The sequence below is a fragment of the Nonomuraea sp. NPDC052129 genome, assembly GCF_040680095.1.
Taxonomy (GTDB): Bacteria; Actinomycetota; Actinomycetes; order Streptosporangiales; family Streptosporangiaceae; genus Nonomuraea.
This window is the reverse complement of record NZ_JBFAVX010000047.1, coordinates 13,638-29,364: the sequence shown is the minus strand read 5'-3', so window position 1 is coordinate 29,364 and position 15,727 is coordinate 13,638. Positions and strand designations below refer to the sequence as shown.

Sequence of the window (15,727 nt, the reverse complement as noted above, 5' to 3'; positions counted from 1 at the left end):
CTAGTCACACATAGTAGCCGGATAATTACAACACCCACAGTCGACGAACCCAGCCAGCACACGTCGCACGCTAGCGCCCATGGTCTGGCCGTGGCGAAGCGTGGGAGCGCGAGGGCTTGCCCTCGCATAGGAGGGGCCGAAGGCCCCGGGGAGCACGCCGAAGCCCCATCGGCGCGAAGCGCCTGATCGGCGAGCCCTTGCAGTGCGCGACGAGCGCCTAAAAAAGAACGCCGAGCTTCCAATGCGCGAAGCGCCGACTGCGAGCCCTTTGTAAAGCTCAGGCCGGCTCGGCGAAAGAGAGCTCCGGGGCGCCGTCCCGGTCGAACGGCAGCACGAACCGGCGCGGCCAAGACAGCACCCCCTCCAACCAGCCCGCCCCCATCGTCTGCCCCACGTGCCGCAACCGGGACGACGGGTCGACGCCGATCGCGACCGTGCTGATGTCGCGCTGGACGCCCTCGCTCTCGTCGTCGCCCAGAATGACCCGCCAGGCCAGCGCCCTGTTGTGGTCGACCTCCATCGACAGTGGGTGGTGGCGCAGTGCCTTGGCGCGGTGGCCGAGTAGTTCCGATTGCAGGAGTTCGGCCGAGCTGCCGTTGGGCGCGTTGCGGAACAGGGCGTACTCCATCGGCGGTGCCGGGCTGCGGAGGTTCGGGGCCGGCTGGCCGTACGGGAAGAGTCTGTCGACCTCGTGCAGCCAGCGCACCTGCGGGATGACCCACGAGGCGCCGGGGCGTTCGCCGCCGCTGTCCACGGCGGCGAGGAGGCGGGTGGCCGTCTCGGCGGCCTTCTCGGTGAGCAGGGCCGGGTCGAACCAGCTGCGCAGCGACCAGGCCCGGCGCTGCACCGAGCGTTCGATCAGAGTGGCCAGCAGGCACTCCCGGCGCCTGGCCGGGAGCTCGGACCAGGCGGCCGTCAACGCGCGGGGTACGCCGGGCAGCGGTCGGTTGCTCACGAAGGCCAGGACGACCGTGTCGCACCAGATGCGCAGCCAGGCCCAGTCGGGCGCGTCGGCGAGGACGTCGGCCTCGCGGAGTTCGACCAGGGTGCACGCCTGGCCGGTGCGGCACTGGCTGCCGCAGGCCGCCGATCTTCGGCCCCGGATCGGCGGGGCCGGGCTGGCCAGCAGCTTCTCGCGGGACTCGCCGAGCGGCACCCGGACGCGCAGTGGGCGGTCCATCCCGTCGGCGAACACCGCGGCGGAGCCTGGTTGCAGGGAGACGACGTGGCGGGACTGTTCCTCGCTGAGGTTCATGGCCCCGCCGACGAGTTGCCGGTCGTCCTCGGCGGGGAGCCGGTGGACGACCTTCAGCGCGGTGTTCTTGACCACGTCGGTGACGAGCTTGGTGGGGATCTGCTCGGCCACCACGATGCCCTCGCCGTACGCCCGGATCTCGGCGAGCATGCCGGCCAGCAGTTCGACCGCGTGGGTGGAGGCGCGGCCGGTGCCGCGGTCGCGCAGCAGCCGGTGGGCCTCCTCGATGACGATGACGTGGCGCAGGCCGGTGGACTTCTCCTGCCGGGCCCGCATCCGCAGGTGCTCGACGATGCGGATGATCAGCGTGCCCATCAGGAACGCCTTGTCCTCGTCGTTCGCCACGTCCTCGATCGCCAGCACCACGTTGCGTTCCAGCAGGCCGCCGATGTCGGCCGGGTGGCCGCCCTCGAAGAAGCGGCCGGCCGAGCCGACGCGGAGCGAACGCAGCCGCAGCGAGATGAAGCCCTCCACGTCGGCCTGGACCTCGCGGCCGTAGCCGATCTCCCTGATCACGTCCATGGCGTGCTGCTGGAGCAGTTCGAGGGTCGGCACGCTGGGCGGCACCTTGGAGCCCGGTACGGCGCCGCCGGTGACCACGTCCCAGCCAGTGGCCTCGTAGACGCGCTGCAGGGCCAGCGACATGATCTGCGGGAACGGCTCCTCGGCGTCGAAGGCCGCCATGAACAGCGCCCTGACCATGTCGATGTGAGCCTGGACCGGGTAGCCGGGCTCGGGTTCCAGCGGGTTGATGCTGAAGGGCACACCCGCGGGCGCCGACGGGTTGATCACAGTGACCGTGCTGGGCTCGATGCGGCCGGCCATGGCGGCGTACTCGGACTTGGCAGGCTCGATCGCCAGCCATGGGATGCCGGCCCTGCTGAGCTGCTCCAGCAGGTGCCTGACCGTCTGCGACTTGCCCGAGCCGGTGGCGCCGGTGACGAAGGCGTGCCGGTTGAGCGTGCTCAGCGGCACCCGGAACGAGCCGACGCACCGGTCCTGCCCGTCGAGGATCTCCCCCAGGTCCAGCTCGCCCTCCTCGGCCTCGGAGGTCACGTCGAAGAACCCGGAGTCGAGCACCCGTACGCCCGGCACCTCGCGCCTGGGCAGCCCGGCCAGCGCCGCGAGGGCCCCAGCGGTCGCGGCGAAGGGCGCGGCGGCGCCGTCGGCGGGGTCCTGCATCGTCAGGGCGAGCGCCTCCGACAGGCCGTAGACGGCGCCCTGGGCGCTGCGCAGCCGGTAGGGGTGGTGGCTCATCTCGACGGAGCCGACCAGGACCGGCGCGATCTGCCGGAGCTCCTCGGCCGTGGCGCCGCCGGCGAGCACGCGTACGTTCCAGAGCCCCGCCTCGCGGAAGGCGTCGAGCTCCTGCATGCGGCGTTCGGCCCGCTCGGCGTCGAACCTGCTGCGCTCGGAGGCGTCGCCGTACTGCCTGAGCACGTTGAGCTGGGTACGCAGGTGCGCGACCTCGGCGTCGAGCAGGTCGGTCGGCTCGGCCACCACCAGCCACGCGAACGGCCTCGACATGAGCGTGACCAGCGTCGCCTCGAACAGCGTCGGCCGCTTCAGCTCGTCGGGTTCGAGCCCGCCGAACTCGCGCCGGCCGCCCAGCGGTGGCGCCTGCCGTCCCGGGCACGGCGTCCACACCAGGTCGGCGAGGTCGGCCAGGTATTCCTCGTCGAGCTGCACCCCGCGCGCCCCGCCGGGGAACAGCAGCGGCTGCGGCCCGGCCGGCGCCCCCGGTGCGTCGGTGGCGCGGCGCGGCTGGCGCGGGGGCGACAGCGGCCCGGCGTTGGTGATGAGTTCGAGCGGCGCCCCGGAGCCACGGGAGAGCCACCCGATGACGAACGGCCGGTCACGTTGGGCGGCGGACAGCACGGCGGGCAGCACGGTGACGAAGTCCCACTCCGCCGACGAGCTTCGCGAGGGTGCCGCGATCGACTGGATTCGGTACCAGGGCCCGCTCAGCGAGACACTCGACTGCATTTCATTCCCCCACAGACGGTTGCTAGTAAAATCCGCCTACCGTCAGCGCGCCACGTTGACATTGACCATGTCATTGCCTGTCCTTGCGCCAGTCCAGGCGTGGCGGCGGCGGGCCGAGGTTCGGAGGCGGCTCTCCGTCGCCGTCTCCGCCCTTGCCGTCGATCGCGAGTACGGCCTCGCGGACGTCGTCCAGCTCGCCGAGCGTGGTCTTGGGAAATGTGAGGATGGCCGGGTTCGCGTCGGCCAGGCGGACCCGGCGGCCCTGCGCTGTCGCGTCGGTGACGATCACGGACGTCGTGGGCAGCTGCTGAAGCTGGTGCGGCTCGACGAGGAACTCGCGCGAGCGCTGCAGCACCCGCTCCTTCTCGGAGATCTTGTCGGCCGTCCTGCCCCACTCCGTCGACTCCACGAGGTCCTCCGCGAGGTCCGTACGGTTGTCGTCACGCTCCTCCGTGGCATCCTCGACCTGGGAGATCGTGGAGGTGTAGCCGCCGTCGAGGCCGGGGATCGAGTCGCTGATCGTCTCGGTGAGCTGGGCCAGCTCCAGCCGGTGCTCGGTGCCGACGTGCTCACTGGCCACCCGGGCGTCCTCGGCATTGCCGAGCCGCATGAACGCCACCGCCGCGTGGCCCCTGCCGAGCCGTTCCCGCACGGTCGGGGTCAGACTCCGGTACGTCAGCACCAGGCCGGTCCTGGACGTCTCACAGGCGTCCATGAGCCGGTCCAGCACGTCGCCACGGAGCTTGTCGGCCCCCGCCACGATGATCGTGTGATACCAGGGCCGGTCGGCGGCGGGCGATTGGCGCAGGATGTGGGTGAGCGCGGTGGCCACGTAGGTGCCGAGCACCCGGTTGCCGAACACCCCGGCCTGCCGGTCCATGCTCACCACCCGCAACCTGGCCGGCGGCAGCCGTACGGCCTCCGTACCGAGCGTCTCCAGCTTGCGCAGCTGGGACTCCAGCGCCCAGGCCCGCTCTATCACCACGCGGTCGCTGACACCCCGCCCGAACAGCGTGCCGATCCGTTCGAGCTGCGACGCCGTGATCAGCCCGAACCTCAGGTCGTCGCGCGGGTCGCCGACCTGGGCGAGTGCCCGCAGCGCGGCGGTGACCTGGTTGATCGTGGCGTTCTCGCCGAGCACCTCCAGCACCCGCTCCAGGATCGCGTTGTCGAAGCTGAGGTCGCGCGTGGTGCGGTGCTCCTCGCTCACGCTGACCACGTGGGCGAGCACGTCGGCGAACGCCTCGGGCTTCAGCGTCGCGCCCAAGTCCAGCCGGGGCAGGTCCGTCGGCAGCACCCAGACCAGCGGGTCGTCGCCACCCCGGCGGGCCAGCTCGATCAGGTCCTTGGCGATCGCGCCCTCGGACAGGTCGAGCACGGTGAGGTGGCCGCCACTGTAGAGGCGGGTGGCGCCGAGCAGGGTGATCAGCGCCGACCAGCCGGGCAGCGTGCCGCCCGCCACGTCGATGCGGTCGATCTCGTCGGGGACGGCGACGGCGTACCAGGTCAGCTGGCGGTCGTGGCGTTCCTTGACCTCCTGCCACTCGCGGTAGCGCTGGGCGTGCTCCTCCTGCGCGCGGAACAGCTCTTTGTCACGTTCCCGTCGCTGCCGGTCGTCGCGGGCCTGCTGCTCGCTCACCCGGTAGCGGACCGCCCGGTCACCCTGTACGAGCGCGTAGCTGCAGATGATCGCCACGCCGCCGGCCGCGACCAGACCCAGCAGCGCGAACGACCACTGCAGATAACCGGCGACGGCCAGCCCGAGTATCAGCACGGTGAGGATGACCATGAACACCCTGAACACCCGCACGGGCCGGTTGAGCAGGTCTTGCTGGAAGCGTTCGCGGCGCAGCAACTCCTGGTCGACCGCCGCGGAGGCAGCCTCCCCTTCGCCGGGCGAGGGGCGCTTGGGCGGCGGTCCCGGATCGGGGTGCAGCAGGATGTACTGCCAGCCCAGGTAGATGCGGTCCGCCTGGAGCTGCGCATGCTCGGGATGCACGTCCGCCACGTGACCCTCCGGCCGCGATATGTCGTTAGTGGGGGCTGACCCTCCGCTCCGTGACAGCGTATGAGCTAGACCCCCTGCTGCGGCAGGGTTCTCGGCAATTAGACCAGCCAGATGGGAGGCTAGCGGCAGATGGGGCAAGCGTGACCTATTACCATCCTTACCCATGACGGAACCCTCCGGCGGCAGCAACAAGCCCAAACGCCCGGTAGTGGTGCCGGCAGTGGCCCTGGTGGCAGTCACCGCCCTCGGCATCACCGCCCTGCTCGGCGGTTTCGCCGAGGTTCCCGATCCGGCGCCGCCCCAATACGGGGAGGGGGCGGTGCTCGACCAGGGGCAGTTCAGTACGCAGTTCGTGACGGCCAAGCTGGCCACGCAGAAGGCCAAGGCCGACTGGGATACCGACAAACGCTTCGTGGAGCTGACCTTCAAGGTGACGAACCAGGGCAAGGCCACGGCCATGGTCGGCCTTCCGCCTAGCAAGCCGGAGGGCTCGATCTCGGCGACGAGCTTCGCCGGGTCGCTGGTCAAGGTGACCCCGCAGGTTCAGGCGAAGGGTGTGCCGACGATCTACAGCCTGTCGAAGAACGCGCAGAGCGGCCAGCTTCAGCCGGGCGTCCCGACCACGGTCGTCCTCCGCTACGACCTGGACGGCGCGGCCAAGCCGCCGCAGAAGGTGACGCTGGACGTGGCGGGCTTCGAATACGAGCCGGGCTTCAACGACCCGTCCTTCCACTGGAGCCTGATCTCCGAAGAGACCGACTCAGAAGGGTCCGGCTCGGGAGTGCCCGGCTCGGGAGTGCCCGGCAACGGACGGCGTCCCGTCGTCCAGGCCCAGGTGACGCTCCCGGTGCACGGCGCGGAGGCGACATGACCGCCACCGCGTCCCGCCGCCCGCCCGGCCGCCGCTCCCGCGCCCGCCGGCAGGGTGGCTCCCGTGTGCTCGGCGCCCTCGTCGGCCTGGTGCTGCTGGGCGGCGCCGTCGGCCTCCAGACGCGCAACCTGACCCCGAACGAGATGGACGCCCCCATCACCACCGTCGGCGCGAAGGGCCAGGAGGTGAACACGGGCCGATTCGCGGTCCGCGTCAACTCGGTCGCCGTGGCGCGGGCCGTTCAGGGCGCGAGCGGGAAGGTGGAGACCGAGCAGCTCTTCCTGATCGTCCAGGCGTCCGCGACCTCCGCCACCAAGCCCATACACCTGGGCACCCCCGCGCTGCTGACCTCGGACGGCGTCAGCTACGACGCCACGGACAAGATCGAGGCATCCGAGACGCTGGCCAACCCCTGGGTACAGCCGGGCTTCTGGGTCAGCGGCAACTTCGTCTTCGAGATCCCCGCTTCGGCGCTCGAAGGCGCGCGGGTCGTGTTCAAGCTGCCCGGATCGGCACTGGTCGAGCCGTTCGAGCCGGAGGCCGAGGTCGATCTGGGCCTCGACGGCCCGGCGGCGGCCCAGCTCAAGTCCGCGCCCAGCGACGTCTACATCCTGAAGAAGAGCTGATGAGCACAGACGACCGCGGCTGGTTCTCCCCTCCGGCCGGCCAGAACACGGACCAGCCCCAGCCCCAGGCGCCGCCTCCGTCCCAGCCGCAACCTCGATCTCAGAGGCCGAGGCCGCGGCGGCGCCGTTCTGCCGCGACGCGGGTGGTCCCTCCCGATCAGCAGGTGTGGCCGCCCAAGCGGACGGAACCCTCGGTGGACACCTCCACCCAGCCGATCCCGGCCATCCCCAGCGCCGGGCCACTTCCCCGGCCGTCCGTCCCGCCCCTCCCCGTCGTCCCACCCCTTCCCGTCGTCCCGCCCCCTCCCGAGGAACCGGCGGTTCCGGTCGCCGCCGAGGTGCCGGTCGCCGTGACTCCGCCGCCGCCGCGCCGCCGCCGGCCCGTGCTGACGGCGCTTGGAGCCGTGGCCGCGCTGGTCGTGGCGGTCGGGGCGACGACGTACGACCGCTATCACGTCTATCTGGTCAGGTCTGGGCAGCTTCCGGCGAAGCAGGAGCAGGTCGTACCGGCGGGGCAGTCCGTCACGGTCAAGCACGTCAGCTGGAAGTCCACGATGGAGACCGTGCCGCAGGTCCCCGGCAGCAAGCCCCAGCCGGGATCGGCCTACATCAAGATCGACATCACCCGGTCGGCCGTCGACGCGGACGGAGCGGTCAAGACGGCCAAGCCCAAGGACCTGTTCGTGACGGATCGACAGGGCCGTACGTGGGTGGCCCTGGTCGGTAACGACACGACACCGGCCGAGAAGATGGAGATCGGCGAGTCGTACCAGATGACGGCCTACGCCCGCGTGCCGCCCGCGCAGGCGGCCGAGGTCGAGCTGCTGCTCACGCCGAGCAACTACCGCTCGGACATCCCCACGGCCCAGCTCATGACCGCGAAGACGGAACCGGAGCTGGACGTGCTGCGCTTCAAGCGCTGACGCCCGTCCGGCCATCTCGTACGGCGGGCGGTTCCGGCGCTTCGGGCGCCGGCGCCGTCCGGCGGCCCCGCGTGGCAGCGATGTCGAACGCGGCGGCCAGCAGGGCCATGGTCAAGACCGTGACGAGCAGGTTCTTGACGAAATCGACGGGAGTGCCGACGAGCATCCAGAGCCACTCCACCTTCGACCCGATCAGCGTCCGCACGCCGCGCATCGCGTACTCCGCGCCGACGTGCAGCGACACGTAGCACAGGCACATCATCCCGAACAGCGCAACGCCGCCCGTCAGCGTCTGCCTGAAGGAGTTGGCCAGGGGGACCCAGCGTTCCTGGAAGCCGCCGGTGATCCGCTCGACCGACTTCTGCGTGATCGAGTGGGTCGAGTAGAGCTTGTCGATCCCCTTCTCGAAGCGGGTGTCGCGGAGCATCGTGCGGGCGTCGTCCGCGTACGTACCGAAGACGAGCACCGCCACCGTCAGCCAGGTGAGCGGGATGAAGACACCGTCCACGATGTACGGCCAGATTTCACCGACCGCTCCCCAGAACGCCTCCCAGCCGGGGATGCTCTGCTCGGCCTGGGTCACCAGCTCGCCTGAGGCGGAGATGGCGAGGCGGTGCGAGACCCAGTCGGAGCGCGCGTTGGCCAGCACGAAGGTGGCGTTCAGGCCGAAGAACACGAAGGCGAACTCGGACAGGGCGGTGCCCAGCCCCGAGACCTTCCCGTCGCCCCGCTCCACCATTTTGCTGAACAGCGCGCGCAGCAGGAACGCCACGGCCATCAGGCCGAGCGAGATCCGCCAGTCGAGGTCGATGAGCCCCCGCCCGACCGTGCTGCTCCTGCCGAGGAAGCTGTCGCCGAGGAAGTCGTCGACGTTGTGCAGGTAGTCCGTCTGTACGAAGTCCCGGGCGTCCTCGACATGGAACCCCCAGGTCAGGTAGATGACCGCGAAGGCGGGGGCGACGCGGTTCATGGAGACCCAGTAGCGCTCGTCCTCCTCACCCCCCGCCCGCCGGGCGTTGATCTCCCAGAGCGCGCCGCGTACCGACCACAGCATGCCCGCGGTGACCGTCATCGACGCCATGACGATGAGCGTCAGCACCGCGATGGTCGCGACCAGGCGGAGCTGCCGAGCGTCTCCATGAGAGATCTCCGTGCCGAGGTAGAGCAGCCCGAAGCGCACTGCCTGACCGGCCGAGAACCAGGCGATCAGCGGTAGCGCGCACTTCCCGGCGATGCGTAGCGCGTGCAAGGGCAGTGAGAACGGCGACGGCATCGGTCCCGGTGCGGACACGGGCCGGGACGGGGCCATCACTCCTGACATCGCGGACACCCACGGGATCCTACCGACATGTCGAGACATGCGACTACCAGGCGTGATGATCGCCGCGCATTCATGGCGAACCTGAAGGGAGATACCCACAACAGACCAGAGCGCCCGGCGCAATCCGGCGAGATGTGGGGGAACATGGCGACATGGAGGCACGGCCCGCGCTGGACACAGATCCGGTCATCGTCGGGCGACGAGTGCGACTGCTGCGCCAGGCGGCGGGCGTCTCGCTGTCCGAACTGGCCAGGCGCGCCGACATCGACAGGACAACGCTGCTCGAAGTGGAGACCGGCCTGGCCAAGGCGACGGCGGAGATGCTCTGGGCCATCACCGCGCAGCTCGGCGTGCCGATCGGCGCGATACTCGACACCCCGCCATCGCCGCAGGTCGTGCATGGCACGGCGATCGAGGCCGCGCTGCTGGAGGTGTTCGAGGACGAGCGGGTGACCTATGAGTTCTATCGGCTGCGCATCCCGCCCGGCATCACCCAGACCTCCGCCGCGCATCTCGAAGGGGTGACCGAGCACCTCACGGTTTACGCGGGCACCCTGGTCGCGGGGCCGATGGACGCGCCGCTGACGGCGGGCCCCGGCCACCACATCTCGTGGCGCTCGGACGTCCCGCACGGCTACCGTGCGGTCCCCCCGGACGAGGTCAGAGCCTCACTGCTGATGCGCTACCCGACGGACACCAAGACCTGACGGGCACCCGCATCCGACCGGACACCCGTACCTGACGGACGCTGACCGGACAGCCGTAACTGACGGGCGCTCAGGACGCGCCCCCAGGACGCGCCCAGGACGGGCGCCTCAGGCGGCCAGGGCGGGCCGGCAGGTGCGGCAGGGCCGGTAACCGGCCTCCTGGGCCTGGGCGATGCTGCGGAAGCCGTGCCGGTGCGCGGCGGTGATGCGCCGGGCGTTGTGGCAGGTCGGGAAGCACACCACGCCGGTGGTGTCGCTGGCCAGGTAGAACACCCGCGCCCGCGCCAGCCGCCGCACCGCGTCCAGATCCACGCCCTCGGCCACCAGCAGCCGCTCCTTGGCCGCCGCCCCGAACACGTAGTCGCCCGCCACCCCGTCTGACCTGGTCACCCGGTGGCACGGGACGAGCAGCGGCACCGGGTTCGCGCCCAGCGCCGCGCCCACCGCGCGTACCGCCTTGGGCCTGCCGACCTGGGCCGCGATCCAGGCGTAGGGCCGTACCTCGCCCCTGGGGATCGTCCGGGCGGCCAGCAGGACGTCGCGCTGGAAGTCGCTCAGCCCCCGCAGGTCGAGCGCGACCCCCGAGGAGCGGCCGGTGCGCAGCGCGGGCAGCAGTCCGGCGGGCGGCCGGTCGGCGGGCAGCAGCGGACGTCCGGCCCGCGCTCTGAAGGCGGCGGCGAACCCGTCGCCCTGATGAACGTAGGCGATGCCCTGGCCGGTGAACGCGACGGACAGCTCCCCGAGCGGGCTCGGCGCCGTCACCCAGCGCGCGGCGATCCGCTCGAGCAGCCCGTCGGGCGCGTCCGTGGCGAGCGCCGCGAGTCCGGCGAGCAGCGGGTCCTGGGTCATCGGGCACCTCCAAGTGTGCGCAGTCGCTGCAGACCCCGTGACACATGCGATTTGACCGTGCCCTGCGGAATCCTGAGGACTGTGGCGATCTCACTGACCGGTAGATCGACGACATGCCTGAGCACAACGGCCACCCGCTGATCCTCCGGCAGCATGCCGAGCATTTCGGCGAGTTCGTCACCGGTCTCGTGCCGCACCGCCGCGTCCTCGACACTCTCGCGTGGATCAACGGTATCGACCGGCTCCTCGCGCAGATCGGGGGGAGGCTTCCGGGACTTGGTACGGGCGCAGTTGCGCCAGATGTTCAGCAGGATCGTCAGGAGCCAGGCCCGCGGTTGCAGGGCGGCGATCCGTTCTCGGTCATAGCCGGCGACGGCACGGTAGGCACGCAGGAACGTCTCAGCGGTGAGGTCCTCGGCATCGGCCCACCGCCCGCTCAGCCGCAGGGCGGTCGAGAAGACCACGCCGCGATACGCGCCGAACAGCTCGGCGAACCCTCCGTCGAGGTCGTCGAGCAGCGCCTTTCGCACCGGGTCGAGGCAGTCGATGTCACTCACACCAGGTACAACACCGCCGGCCCGTAATCCGTTGCACCCTTGACCGGCCATGGTCTCACCGTCTCGTCACGGCGCCCGGCCCCGTGCGGGTCAGAGGCCGTATTCCTGGAGGCCACCGGCCCTGTGCGGCGCGTGGCGGCCTGCCGGGCTTGCCGTAACAGAAAGAAGCCTTTCTGCAGCGGGCAGAAGGCCCGCCGGGGTATCCCTCCGAAGGCACCAGCCACCACGGATCCGGAAAGCAGAAGGCCCACGTCCGAGATCGGACGCGAGCCTTCTTCCAGATATTCGGGTCAGACGGCGACGGCCAGCTGAGCCACTTCGCCCAGCTTCGCCTGGACCTTGACGTCACGCGTGACGCCGCCGCCGGCGATGATGCGCACCGTCCAGTCGCCAGGTGCGGCGAAGAAGCGGAACACGCCCTCGTCGGACACGACGACCTCGCCGGTGAACTCGCCGGAGTGGTCGAGCAGCCGCGCGTAGGCGGTGCCGGCGCCCGTCACGACGCCCTGGATCACGGACTGGGTGGACAGGTCGATCCCCGCGGGCAGCGCGATGGTCTGCTCCGGAGCTCCGCAACCCGGTGCGGTCTGTACGTTCTGAGCGGTCTGAGTGGTGGTCATCAGCGGGCCTCCCCCAACTCGATCGGCACGCCCACGAGCGAGCCGTATTCGGTCCACGAACCGTCGTAGTTCTTCACGTTCGCCTGGTCGAGCAGCTCGTGCAGGACGAACCAGGTGTGCGCGGAACGCTCGCCGATGCGGCAGTAGGCGATCGTGTCCTTGTCGAAGTTGACCCCCGCCTCGCCGTAGAGCGTGCGCAGGTCTTCGTCGGTCTTGAACGTGCCGTCGTCGTTGGCCGCCTTGGACCACGGGATGCTGCGAGCGGTGGGCACGTGGCCCGCGCGCTGCGCCTGCTCCTGCGGCAGGTGGGCCGGGGCGAGCAGCTTGCCGGTGAACTCGTCGGGCGAGCGGACGTCGACCAGGTTGAGCTTGCCGATCGCGGCGACCACGTCGTCACGGAAGGCGCGGATGGACGTGTCCTGCTCCTGGGCCACGTAGGAGGTCTTGGCGCGCTGCGGCACGTCCTTGACCAGCTCGCGCGAGTCGAGCTCCCACTTCTTACGCCCGCCGTCGAGCAGCTTGACGTTGTCGTGGCCGTAGAGCTTGAAGTACCAGTAGGCGTAGGCGGCGAACCAGTTGTTGTTTCCGCCATAGAGCACGATGGTGTCGTCGTTGGAGATGCCGCGCTCGGACAGCAGTGTCTCGAAGCCGGTCTTGTCCACGAAGTCACGGCGGACCGGGTCCTGAAGGTCCTTCTGCCAATCGACCTTCACGGCGCCACGGATGTGGCCCTTGTCATAGGCGCTGGCGTCTTCGTCAACCTCGACGAGAACGACGCCGGGGGTGTCGAGGTTGGCCTCGACCCATTCGGCATCCACCAGGACGGCGGAGCGGCTCATTGGGGAACCTCCAATTTGGCGGCGGGCAGTAGTCGGCGAATCAGCAGGTACGTTTCGCAGCCGAGGCAGAATCCGAAGGCTGCGTTGAGGAAGGCGGCGAGGAGTGCCGCGGCCGTGGCCACGAGGGCGAGCGGCGTGATCCCGGCGAGGTATCCGACCAGACCCACGACCGCGAAGCCGAGCCCGACACCCTGCGCGAAGCGGGGTGGGCGGGCGTCCTCCGTCTCCCTAGGAGCGCTCTTGACGAGCGCCTTGAAGAGCACCACGTAAGGCGAGCGCCCTGCCACGCCGAGTGCGAACACCAGCGCCTGGGCGGCCAGCACCACTTGGGCAGCCAACGGCCAAGCGCTCCCCGTCACCAGGACGATGGCGAGGATCGCAGTCGTGATGGCCGCGCTGAAACGCAACGCTCTAGGGTCGGCACGCATCGAAGGATGCTCCTGAAGGGGGTCGGGTTGGGGCGGATCGGAAGTCCGCGCGAGACCGTCCTCAGGCAGCGCGACAGAGCGCGGTGGCTACGCGGCAGAAATCAACCGCGCGCCGCTTCGTCAGCAGCTCTGTCGATGGGTTCATGGCAAGGACACTACTCGCCGTCTCGGCATCTGTCACATCTCGTCCGCGTTCTGAGACGAAACGTGGGACACTGCCCCGGCCAAGGCGGCGAGGACGTCCGCTTTGCGCGGCTGGCCAGCCGCCTTTTTCACGATATTTCCGGCGCTGTCGAGGATCAGGACCGTCGGCGTACGCATGATGTCGAGCCGCCGGACGAGATCAAGCCGCGACTCGGCGTCGATCTCGACATGCGCCACACCGGGCACGAGCCCACTGACGTCGGCCAGCACTCGCCGGGTCGCCCGGCACGGCTGGCAGAAGGCGGTCGAGAACTGCACGAGCGTCGCCCGTTCCCCCAGGTCAGCACCCAGGTCGGCGGTGGCCAGACGGCCGTCCGCCCGAGCCGTGTCGCGCACCCTGCCGTCGCGGCGCAGTCGTACCACCCCGATCACCGAGCCGAGCGCCAGCGTCGCCAGCGCCACCCACAGTCCTGTCATCTCGTGGTGCAACCCCGGAGGGGACGCTTTACTTCCCCCTCGGGGCCGGGATCTTGACGAGCACCTTTCCGCCCGAGTCGACGACCTCGAACCTGGCGATGTCGTTCATCGGGATCCGGGTCTGGCGCGGGAAGACGGCCTTGTTCTCGTAGGTCTCCCGGCTGACCTTCCAGCTCGCGGTGGAGTCGTACGCGCCGTTCTTGGCGAACACCACCAGCCGGCACGTCGTACCGAGCGGCAGGCCACTGACCCGCACCGACAGTTTCGTCACGTCGCCCCCTGGGAAGGCCGTCACGCTCGCGTGATAGCCCTTGGCCGCGTTCTCGCCGGGGAACTCGCGGCCGGGCGCCGTCTGGCTCGCCGACGGCCGCGGAGTCGGCCGCGCCTCGGACTTCTTGAGCCGCGCGTCATTCGGCGCGGTGTCCTGCGCCGCGTACGGCGCGACCGCCTTGGACTCGACCTCCCCGGAGATGACGGCGGGCTGAGCGGCGGACTGGGTGTGGTTCGCCTGCTGGGAGCCCATCCACACCGTGACGCCGACCGCCATCACCGCGACGGAGGCGGCCACGGTCAGCAGCGCGCGTCCTCTCCGGTGGCGCCGGGCACGGGCGTTCAGCAGCCGGTCGAGCACCTGACGCGGGGGGCTGGAGACCAGCTCGACGTCGCGCTCCGACACCTTGCCGAGGAACGACGCGACGCCCTCCAGGTCGAGCAGCTCGGCACCGCAAACCTCGCAGGTCGCCAGGTGGGTGTCGATCTCCATCGCCTCGTCGGGGTCCAGCGCGCCGAGCGCGTGGGCGCCCAGTGCCAGCCGTACCTCCTCACACGTCATCACGGCGCCAGCCCTCGCTCCTCGAGCGCGAGCCGGAGCGCGCGCAGCGCGTAGTAGGTGCGTGACTTGACCGTGCCCGGCGGGATGCCCAGCGTGGCCGACGCCTCCTTCACCGATCTCCCCCGGTAGTAGACCTCCATCAGCACCTCACGGTGCTCGGGCCGCAGCGCGGCCAGCGCCTCGGCCACGGCCCATGACTCGACCGCCCGCTCCAGCTCGTCGTCCGCGGGCAGCACGGCGAGCGCCTCGTCGCCGGTCTCCTGCGGGCGCGCCTTGCGGGCGCGGTGCTGGTCCACGACGAGATTACGGGCGACGGTGAACAGCCAGGCACGTATCGGGCGGCCGGTGAGGGCGTCAGGATGCCGCCAGGCCCGCAGCAGCGTTTCCTGCACGACGTCCTCCGCTCGTCCCGAATCGCCCGTGAGTCGCAGCACGTATCCGTAGAGTGGCCCAGCGTGCTCGTCGAAGAGGGTCCTGACCAGTTCCTCGTCGGCGGTGTCGGCTGCAGTCACACCCTCATCACGTACGGCGGGACCGACCGGTTCGATGTCATCCACGGAGTGGCACGTCAGACGCTTCGGCCGCGATCTCCAACCCGTCGGCCACGCTCCTCACTCCGGTCACCTTCACATCGAACGGGAGCTTCCCCTTGAACGGGATCGGGAAGGTCACGAACTTCGCGAGCGCGTCGGGCACGCCTTGGATCTTCTCCGCCTGGAGCTTGATGCCGCCGTCGGTCACCTGGACGCGCATCTCCGCGTTGAACTTCACCTTGTTCACCCCTACCGTCACCTCACCCGACGCGACGAGCCGCTGGCCGTTCCCGGAGATCTTGACGCCCTGCGGTGCGTACTTGTCGATCGTCGCCCTGGTCAGAGTGCCGTGGACGGTCAGGCGCCCGGCCCGGACGTTGGCTCTGTTCTGGAGCACGTCGGCCAGCGGGGCGGTCACGTCGTAGGCGACGCCCTGCAGGTCCTTCACCGGAACTCCCCCGTAGGTGAGAGTGCCGAGATTGAACCGTACCTCTGGATAGTGGCCGGAGACCGCCTGTGTGAGAAATGGGATGCCCTCGATGGTCACCGTCGGCTGGCTGTTGAGGTCGGCCGCGGCGGAGATCCTGTTGGCGAGGTCGCGCTGCACTCCGGTGACCGCCACCCGGTCGACGACAGCGAGGAGAACGACCAGCACGATCAGGAAAACGATCAGTTTGCGCATCGGACATCCTGTCTCACGGGGGATCATGAGCTTATCGACTGGAATGCCTCATGCCCTGGCCGAGCGCTC

The 15,727-nt window shown here is 70.0% G+C and carries 17 protein-coding genes; 4 read left to right on the top strand and 13 right to left on the bottom strand.

The window, feature by feature from the left end; all coding sequences use genetic code 11:
• Window positions 1–277 precede the first annotated feature (277 nt).
• Window positions 278–3,241: an ATP-binding protein gene (locus AB0L53_RS53965; protein ID WP_364013151.1), complete on the bottom strand. Its 2,964-nt coding sequence runs from the start codon at window positions 3,239–3,241 to the stop codon at window positions 278–280.
• A gap of 70 nt (window positions 3,242–3,311) precedes the next feature.
• Window positions 3,312–5,249, bottom strand: a complete 1,938-nt coding sequence (locus AB0L53_RS53960) for a hypothetical protein (RefSeq protein WP_364013148.1) — start codon at window positions 5,247–5,249, stop codon at window positions 3,312–3,314.
• A 163-nt stretch (window positions 5,250–5,412) separates the two neighbouring features.
• Here AB0L53_RS53960 and AB0L53_RS53955 point away from each other — a divergent pair, with 163 nt between their 5' ends.
• From AB0L53_RS53955 to AB0L53_RS53945, 3 genes are all read left to right on the top strand, one after another.
• On the top strand, window positions 5,413–6,120 hold the full coding sequence (locus tag AB0L53_RS53955; protein ID WP_364013145.1) for a hypothetical protein: 708 nt from the start codon (window positions 5,413–5,415) through the stop codon (window positions 6,118–6,120).
• The gene (locus AB0L53_RS53950) at window positions 6,117–6,746 is read left to right on the top strand and encodes a hypothetical protein (protein ID WP_364013142.1); all 630 of its coding nucleotides are present in this window, start codon (window positions 6,117–6,119) and stop codon (window positions 6,744–6,746) included. The genes AB0L53_RS53955 and AB0L53_RS53950 overlap by 4 nt, the downstream gene beginning before the upstream one ends.
• A 194-nt stretch (window positions 6,747–6,940) precedes the next feature.
• Entirely contained in the window at window positions 6,941–7,669 is a 729-nt protein-coding gene (locus tag AB0L53_RS53945; RefSeq protein WP_364013139.1) for a hypothetical protein, read from the top strand.
• Here AB0L53_RS53945 and AB0L53_RS53940 read toward each other — a convergent pair.
• Window positions 7,659–8,999, bottom strand: coding sequence for a hypothetical protein (locus tag AB0L53_RS53940; protein WP_364013136.1), 1,341 nt, complete (start codon window positions 8,997–8,999; stop codon window positions 7,659–7,661). The two genes, AB0L53_RS53945 and AB0L53_RS53940, sit on opposite strands and share 11 nt — an antisense overlap.
• 143 nt (window positions 9,000–9,142) lie before the next feature.
• On the opposite strand from AB0L53_RS53940, the gene AB0L53_RS53935 reads away from it, so the two are divergent.
• Entirely contained in the window at window positions 9,143–9,697 is a 555-nt protein-coding gene (locus tag AB0L53_RS53935; RefSeq protein ID WP_364013133.1) for an XRE family transcriptional regulator, read from the top strand.
• 108 nt (window positions 9,698–9,805) lie between these two features.
• Here the strand turns inward: AB0L53_RS53935 and AB0L53_RS53930 are convergent, their stop codons facing one another.
• From AB0L53_RS53930 to AB0L53_RS53885, 10 genes are all read right to left on the bottom strand, one after another.
• Entirely contained in the window at window positions 9,806–10,546 is a 741-nt protein-coding gene (locus AB0L53_RS53930) for a methylated-DNA--[protein]-cysteine S-methyltransferase (protein ID WP_364013130.1), read from the bottom strand.
• Complete coding sequence (locus AB0L53_RS53925; protein WP_364013127.1) at window positions 10,543–11,103, bottom strand: RNA polymerase sigma factor; 561 nt, start codon at window positions 11,101–11,103, stop codon at window positions 10,543–10,545. The genes AB0L53_RS53930 and AB0L53_RS53925 overlap by 4 nt, the downstream gene beginning before the upstream one ends.
• A gap of 290 nt (window positions 11,104–11,393) precedes the next feature.
• Complete coding sequence (locus AB0L53_RS53920; protein WP_357958161.1) at window positions 11,394–11,723, bottom strand: DUF1416 domain-containing protein; 330 nt, start codon at window positions 11,721–11,723, stop codon at window positions 11,394–11,396.
• Entirely contained in the window at window positions 11,723–12,562 is an 840-nt protein-coding gene (locus tag AB0L53_RS53915; RefSeq protein ID WP_357958163.1) for a sulfurtransferase, read from the bottom strand. Before AB0L53_RS53915 ends, AB0L53_RS53920 begins: the two co-directional genes overlap by 1 nt.
• A complete protein-coding gene (locus tag AB0L53_RS53910) occupies window positions 12,559–12,990 on the bottom strand; it encodes a DUF4395 domain-containing protein (protein ID WP_364013124.1) in 432 nt (143 codons plus the stop codon). The genes AB0L53_RS53915 and AB0L53_RS53910 overlap by 4 nt, the downstream gene beginning before the upstream one ends.
• 61 nt (window positions 12,991–13,051) lie before the next feature.
• The gene (locus tag AB0L53_RS53905) at window positions 13,052–13,135 is read right to left on the bottom strand and encodes a putative leader peptide (protein WP_350668905.1); all 84 of its coding nucleotides are present in this window, start codon (window positions 13,133–13,135) and stop codon (window positions 13,052–13,054) included.
• Window positions 13,136–13,167: 32 nt separating this feature from the next.
• The gene (locus AB0L53_RS53900) at window positions 13,168–13,611 is read right to left on the bottom strand and encodes a thioredoxin family protein (RefSeq protein ID WP_364013121.1); all 444 of its coding nucleotides are present in this window, start codon (window positions 13,609–13,611) and stop codon (window positions 13,168–13,170) included.
• Window positions 13,612–13,639: 28 nt separating this feature from the next.
• Window positions 13,640–14,443 carry a zf-HC2 domain-containing protein gene (locus AB0L53_RS53895; RefSeq protein WP_364013261.1) on the bottom strand — a complete coding sequence of 268 codons (804 nt, stop codon included), beginning with the start codon at window positions 14,441–14,443 and terminating at the stop codon, window positions 13,640–13,642.
• Window positions 14,443–14,955 (bottom strand): sigma-70 family RNA polymerase sigma factor, encoded by a 513-nt coding sequence (locus tag AB0L53_RS53890; RefSeq protein WP_358552124.1) that lies wholly within the window; start codon window positions 14,953–14,955, stop codon window positions 14,443–14,445. Before AB0L53_RS53890 ends, AB0L53_RS53895 begins: the two co-directional genes overlap by 1 nt.
• Before the next feature lie 37 nt (window positions 14,956–14,992).
• Complete coding sequence (locus tag AB0L53_RS53885) at window positions 14,993–15,658, bottom strand: DUF2993 domain-containing protein (RefSeq protein ID WP_364013118.1); 666 nt, start codon at window positions 15,656–15,658, stop codon at window positions 14,993–14,995.
• Between the last annotated feature and the right edge of the window lie 69 nt (window positions 15,659–15,727).

Excerpts from the sequence above, each read along its gene's own strand:
- AB0L53_RS53935 (WP_364013133.1), top strand. The coding sequence starts at position 9,143 with ATGGAGGCACGGCCCGCGCTGGACACAGATCCGGTCATCGTCGGGCGA.
- AB0L53_RS53885 (WP_364013118.1), bottom strand. The coding sequence starts at position 15,658 with ATGCGCAAACTGATCGTTTTCCTGATCGTGCTGGTCGTTCTCCTCGCT.
- AB0L53_RS53950 (WP_364013142.1), top strand. The coding sequence starts at position 6,117 with ATGACCGCCACCGCGTCCCGCCGCCCGCCCGGCCGCCGCTCCCGCGCC.
- AB0L53_RS53900 (WP_364013121.1), bottom strand. The coding sequence starts at position 13,611 with ATGACAGGACTGTGGGTGGCGCTGGCGACGCTGGCGCTCGGCTCGGTG.
- AB0L53_RS53905 (WP_350668905.1), bottom strand. The coding sequence starts at position 13,135 with ATGAACCCATCGACAGAGCTGCTGACGAAGCGGCGCGCGGTTGATTTC.
- AB0L53_RS53920 (WP_357958161.1), bottom strand. The coding sequence starts at position 11,723 with ATGACCACCACTCAGACCGCTCAGAACGTACAGACCGCACCGGGTTGC.
- AB0L53_RS53965 (WP_364013151.1), bottom strand. The coding sequence starts at position 3,241 with ATGCAGTCGAGTGTCTCGCTGAGCGGGCCCTGGTACCGAATCCAGTCG.
- AB0L53_RS53910 (WP_364013124.1), bottom strand. The coding sequence starts at position 12,990 with ATGCGTGCCGACCCTAGAGCGTTGCGTTTCAGCGCGGCCATCACGACT.
- AB0L53_RS53915 (WP_357958163.1), bottom strand. The coding sequence starts at position 12,562 with ATGAGCCGCTCCGCCGTCCTGGTGGATGCCGAATGGGTCGAGGCCAAC.
- AB0L53_RS53895 (WP_364013261.1), bottom strand. The coding sequence starts at position 14,443 with ATGACGTGTGAGGAGGTACGGCTGGCACTGGGCGCCCACGCGCTCGGC.
- AB0L53_RS53930 (WP_364013130.1), bottom strand. The coding sequence starts at position 10,546 with ATGACCCAGGACCCGCTGCTCGCCGGACTCGCGGCGCTCGCCACGGAC.
- AB0L53_RS53955 (WP_364013145.1), top strand. The coding sequence starts at position 5,413 with ATGACGGAACCCTCCGGCGGCAGCAACAAGCCCAAACGCCCGGTAGTG.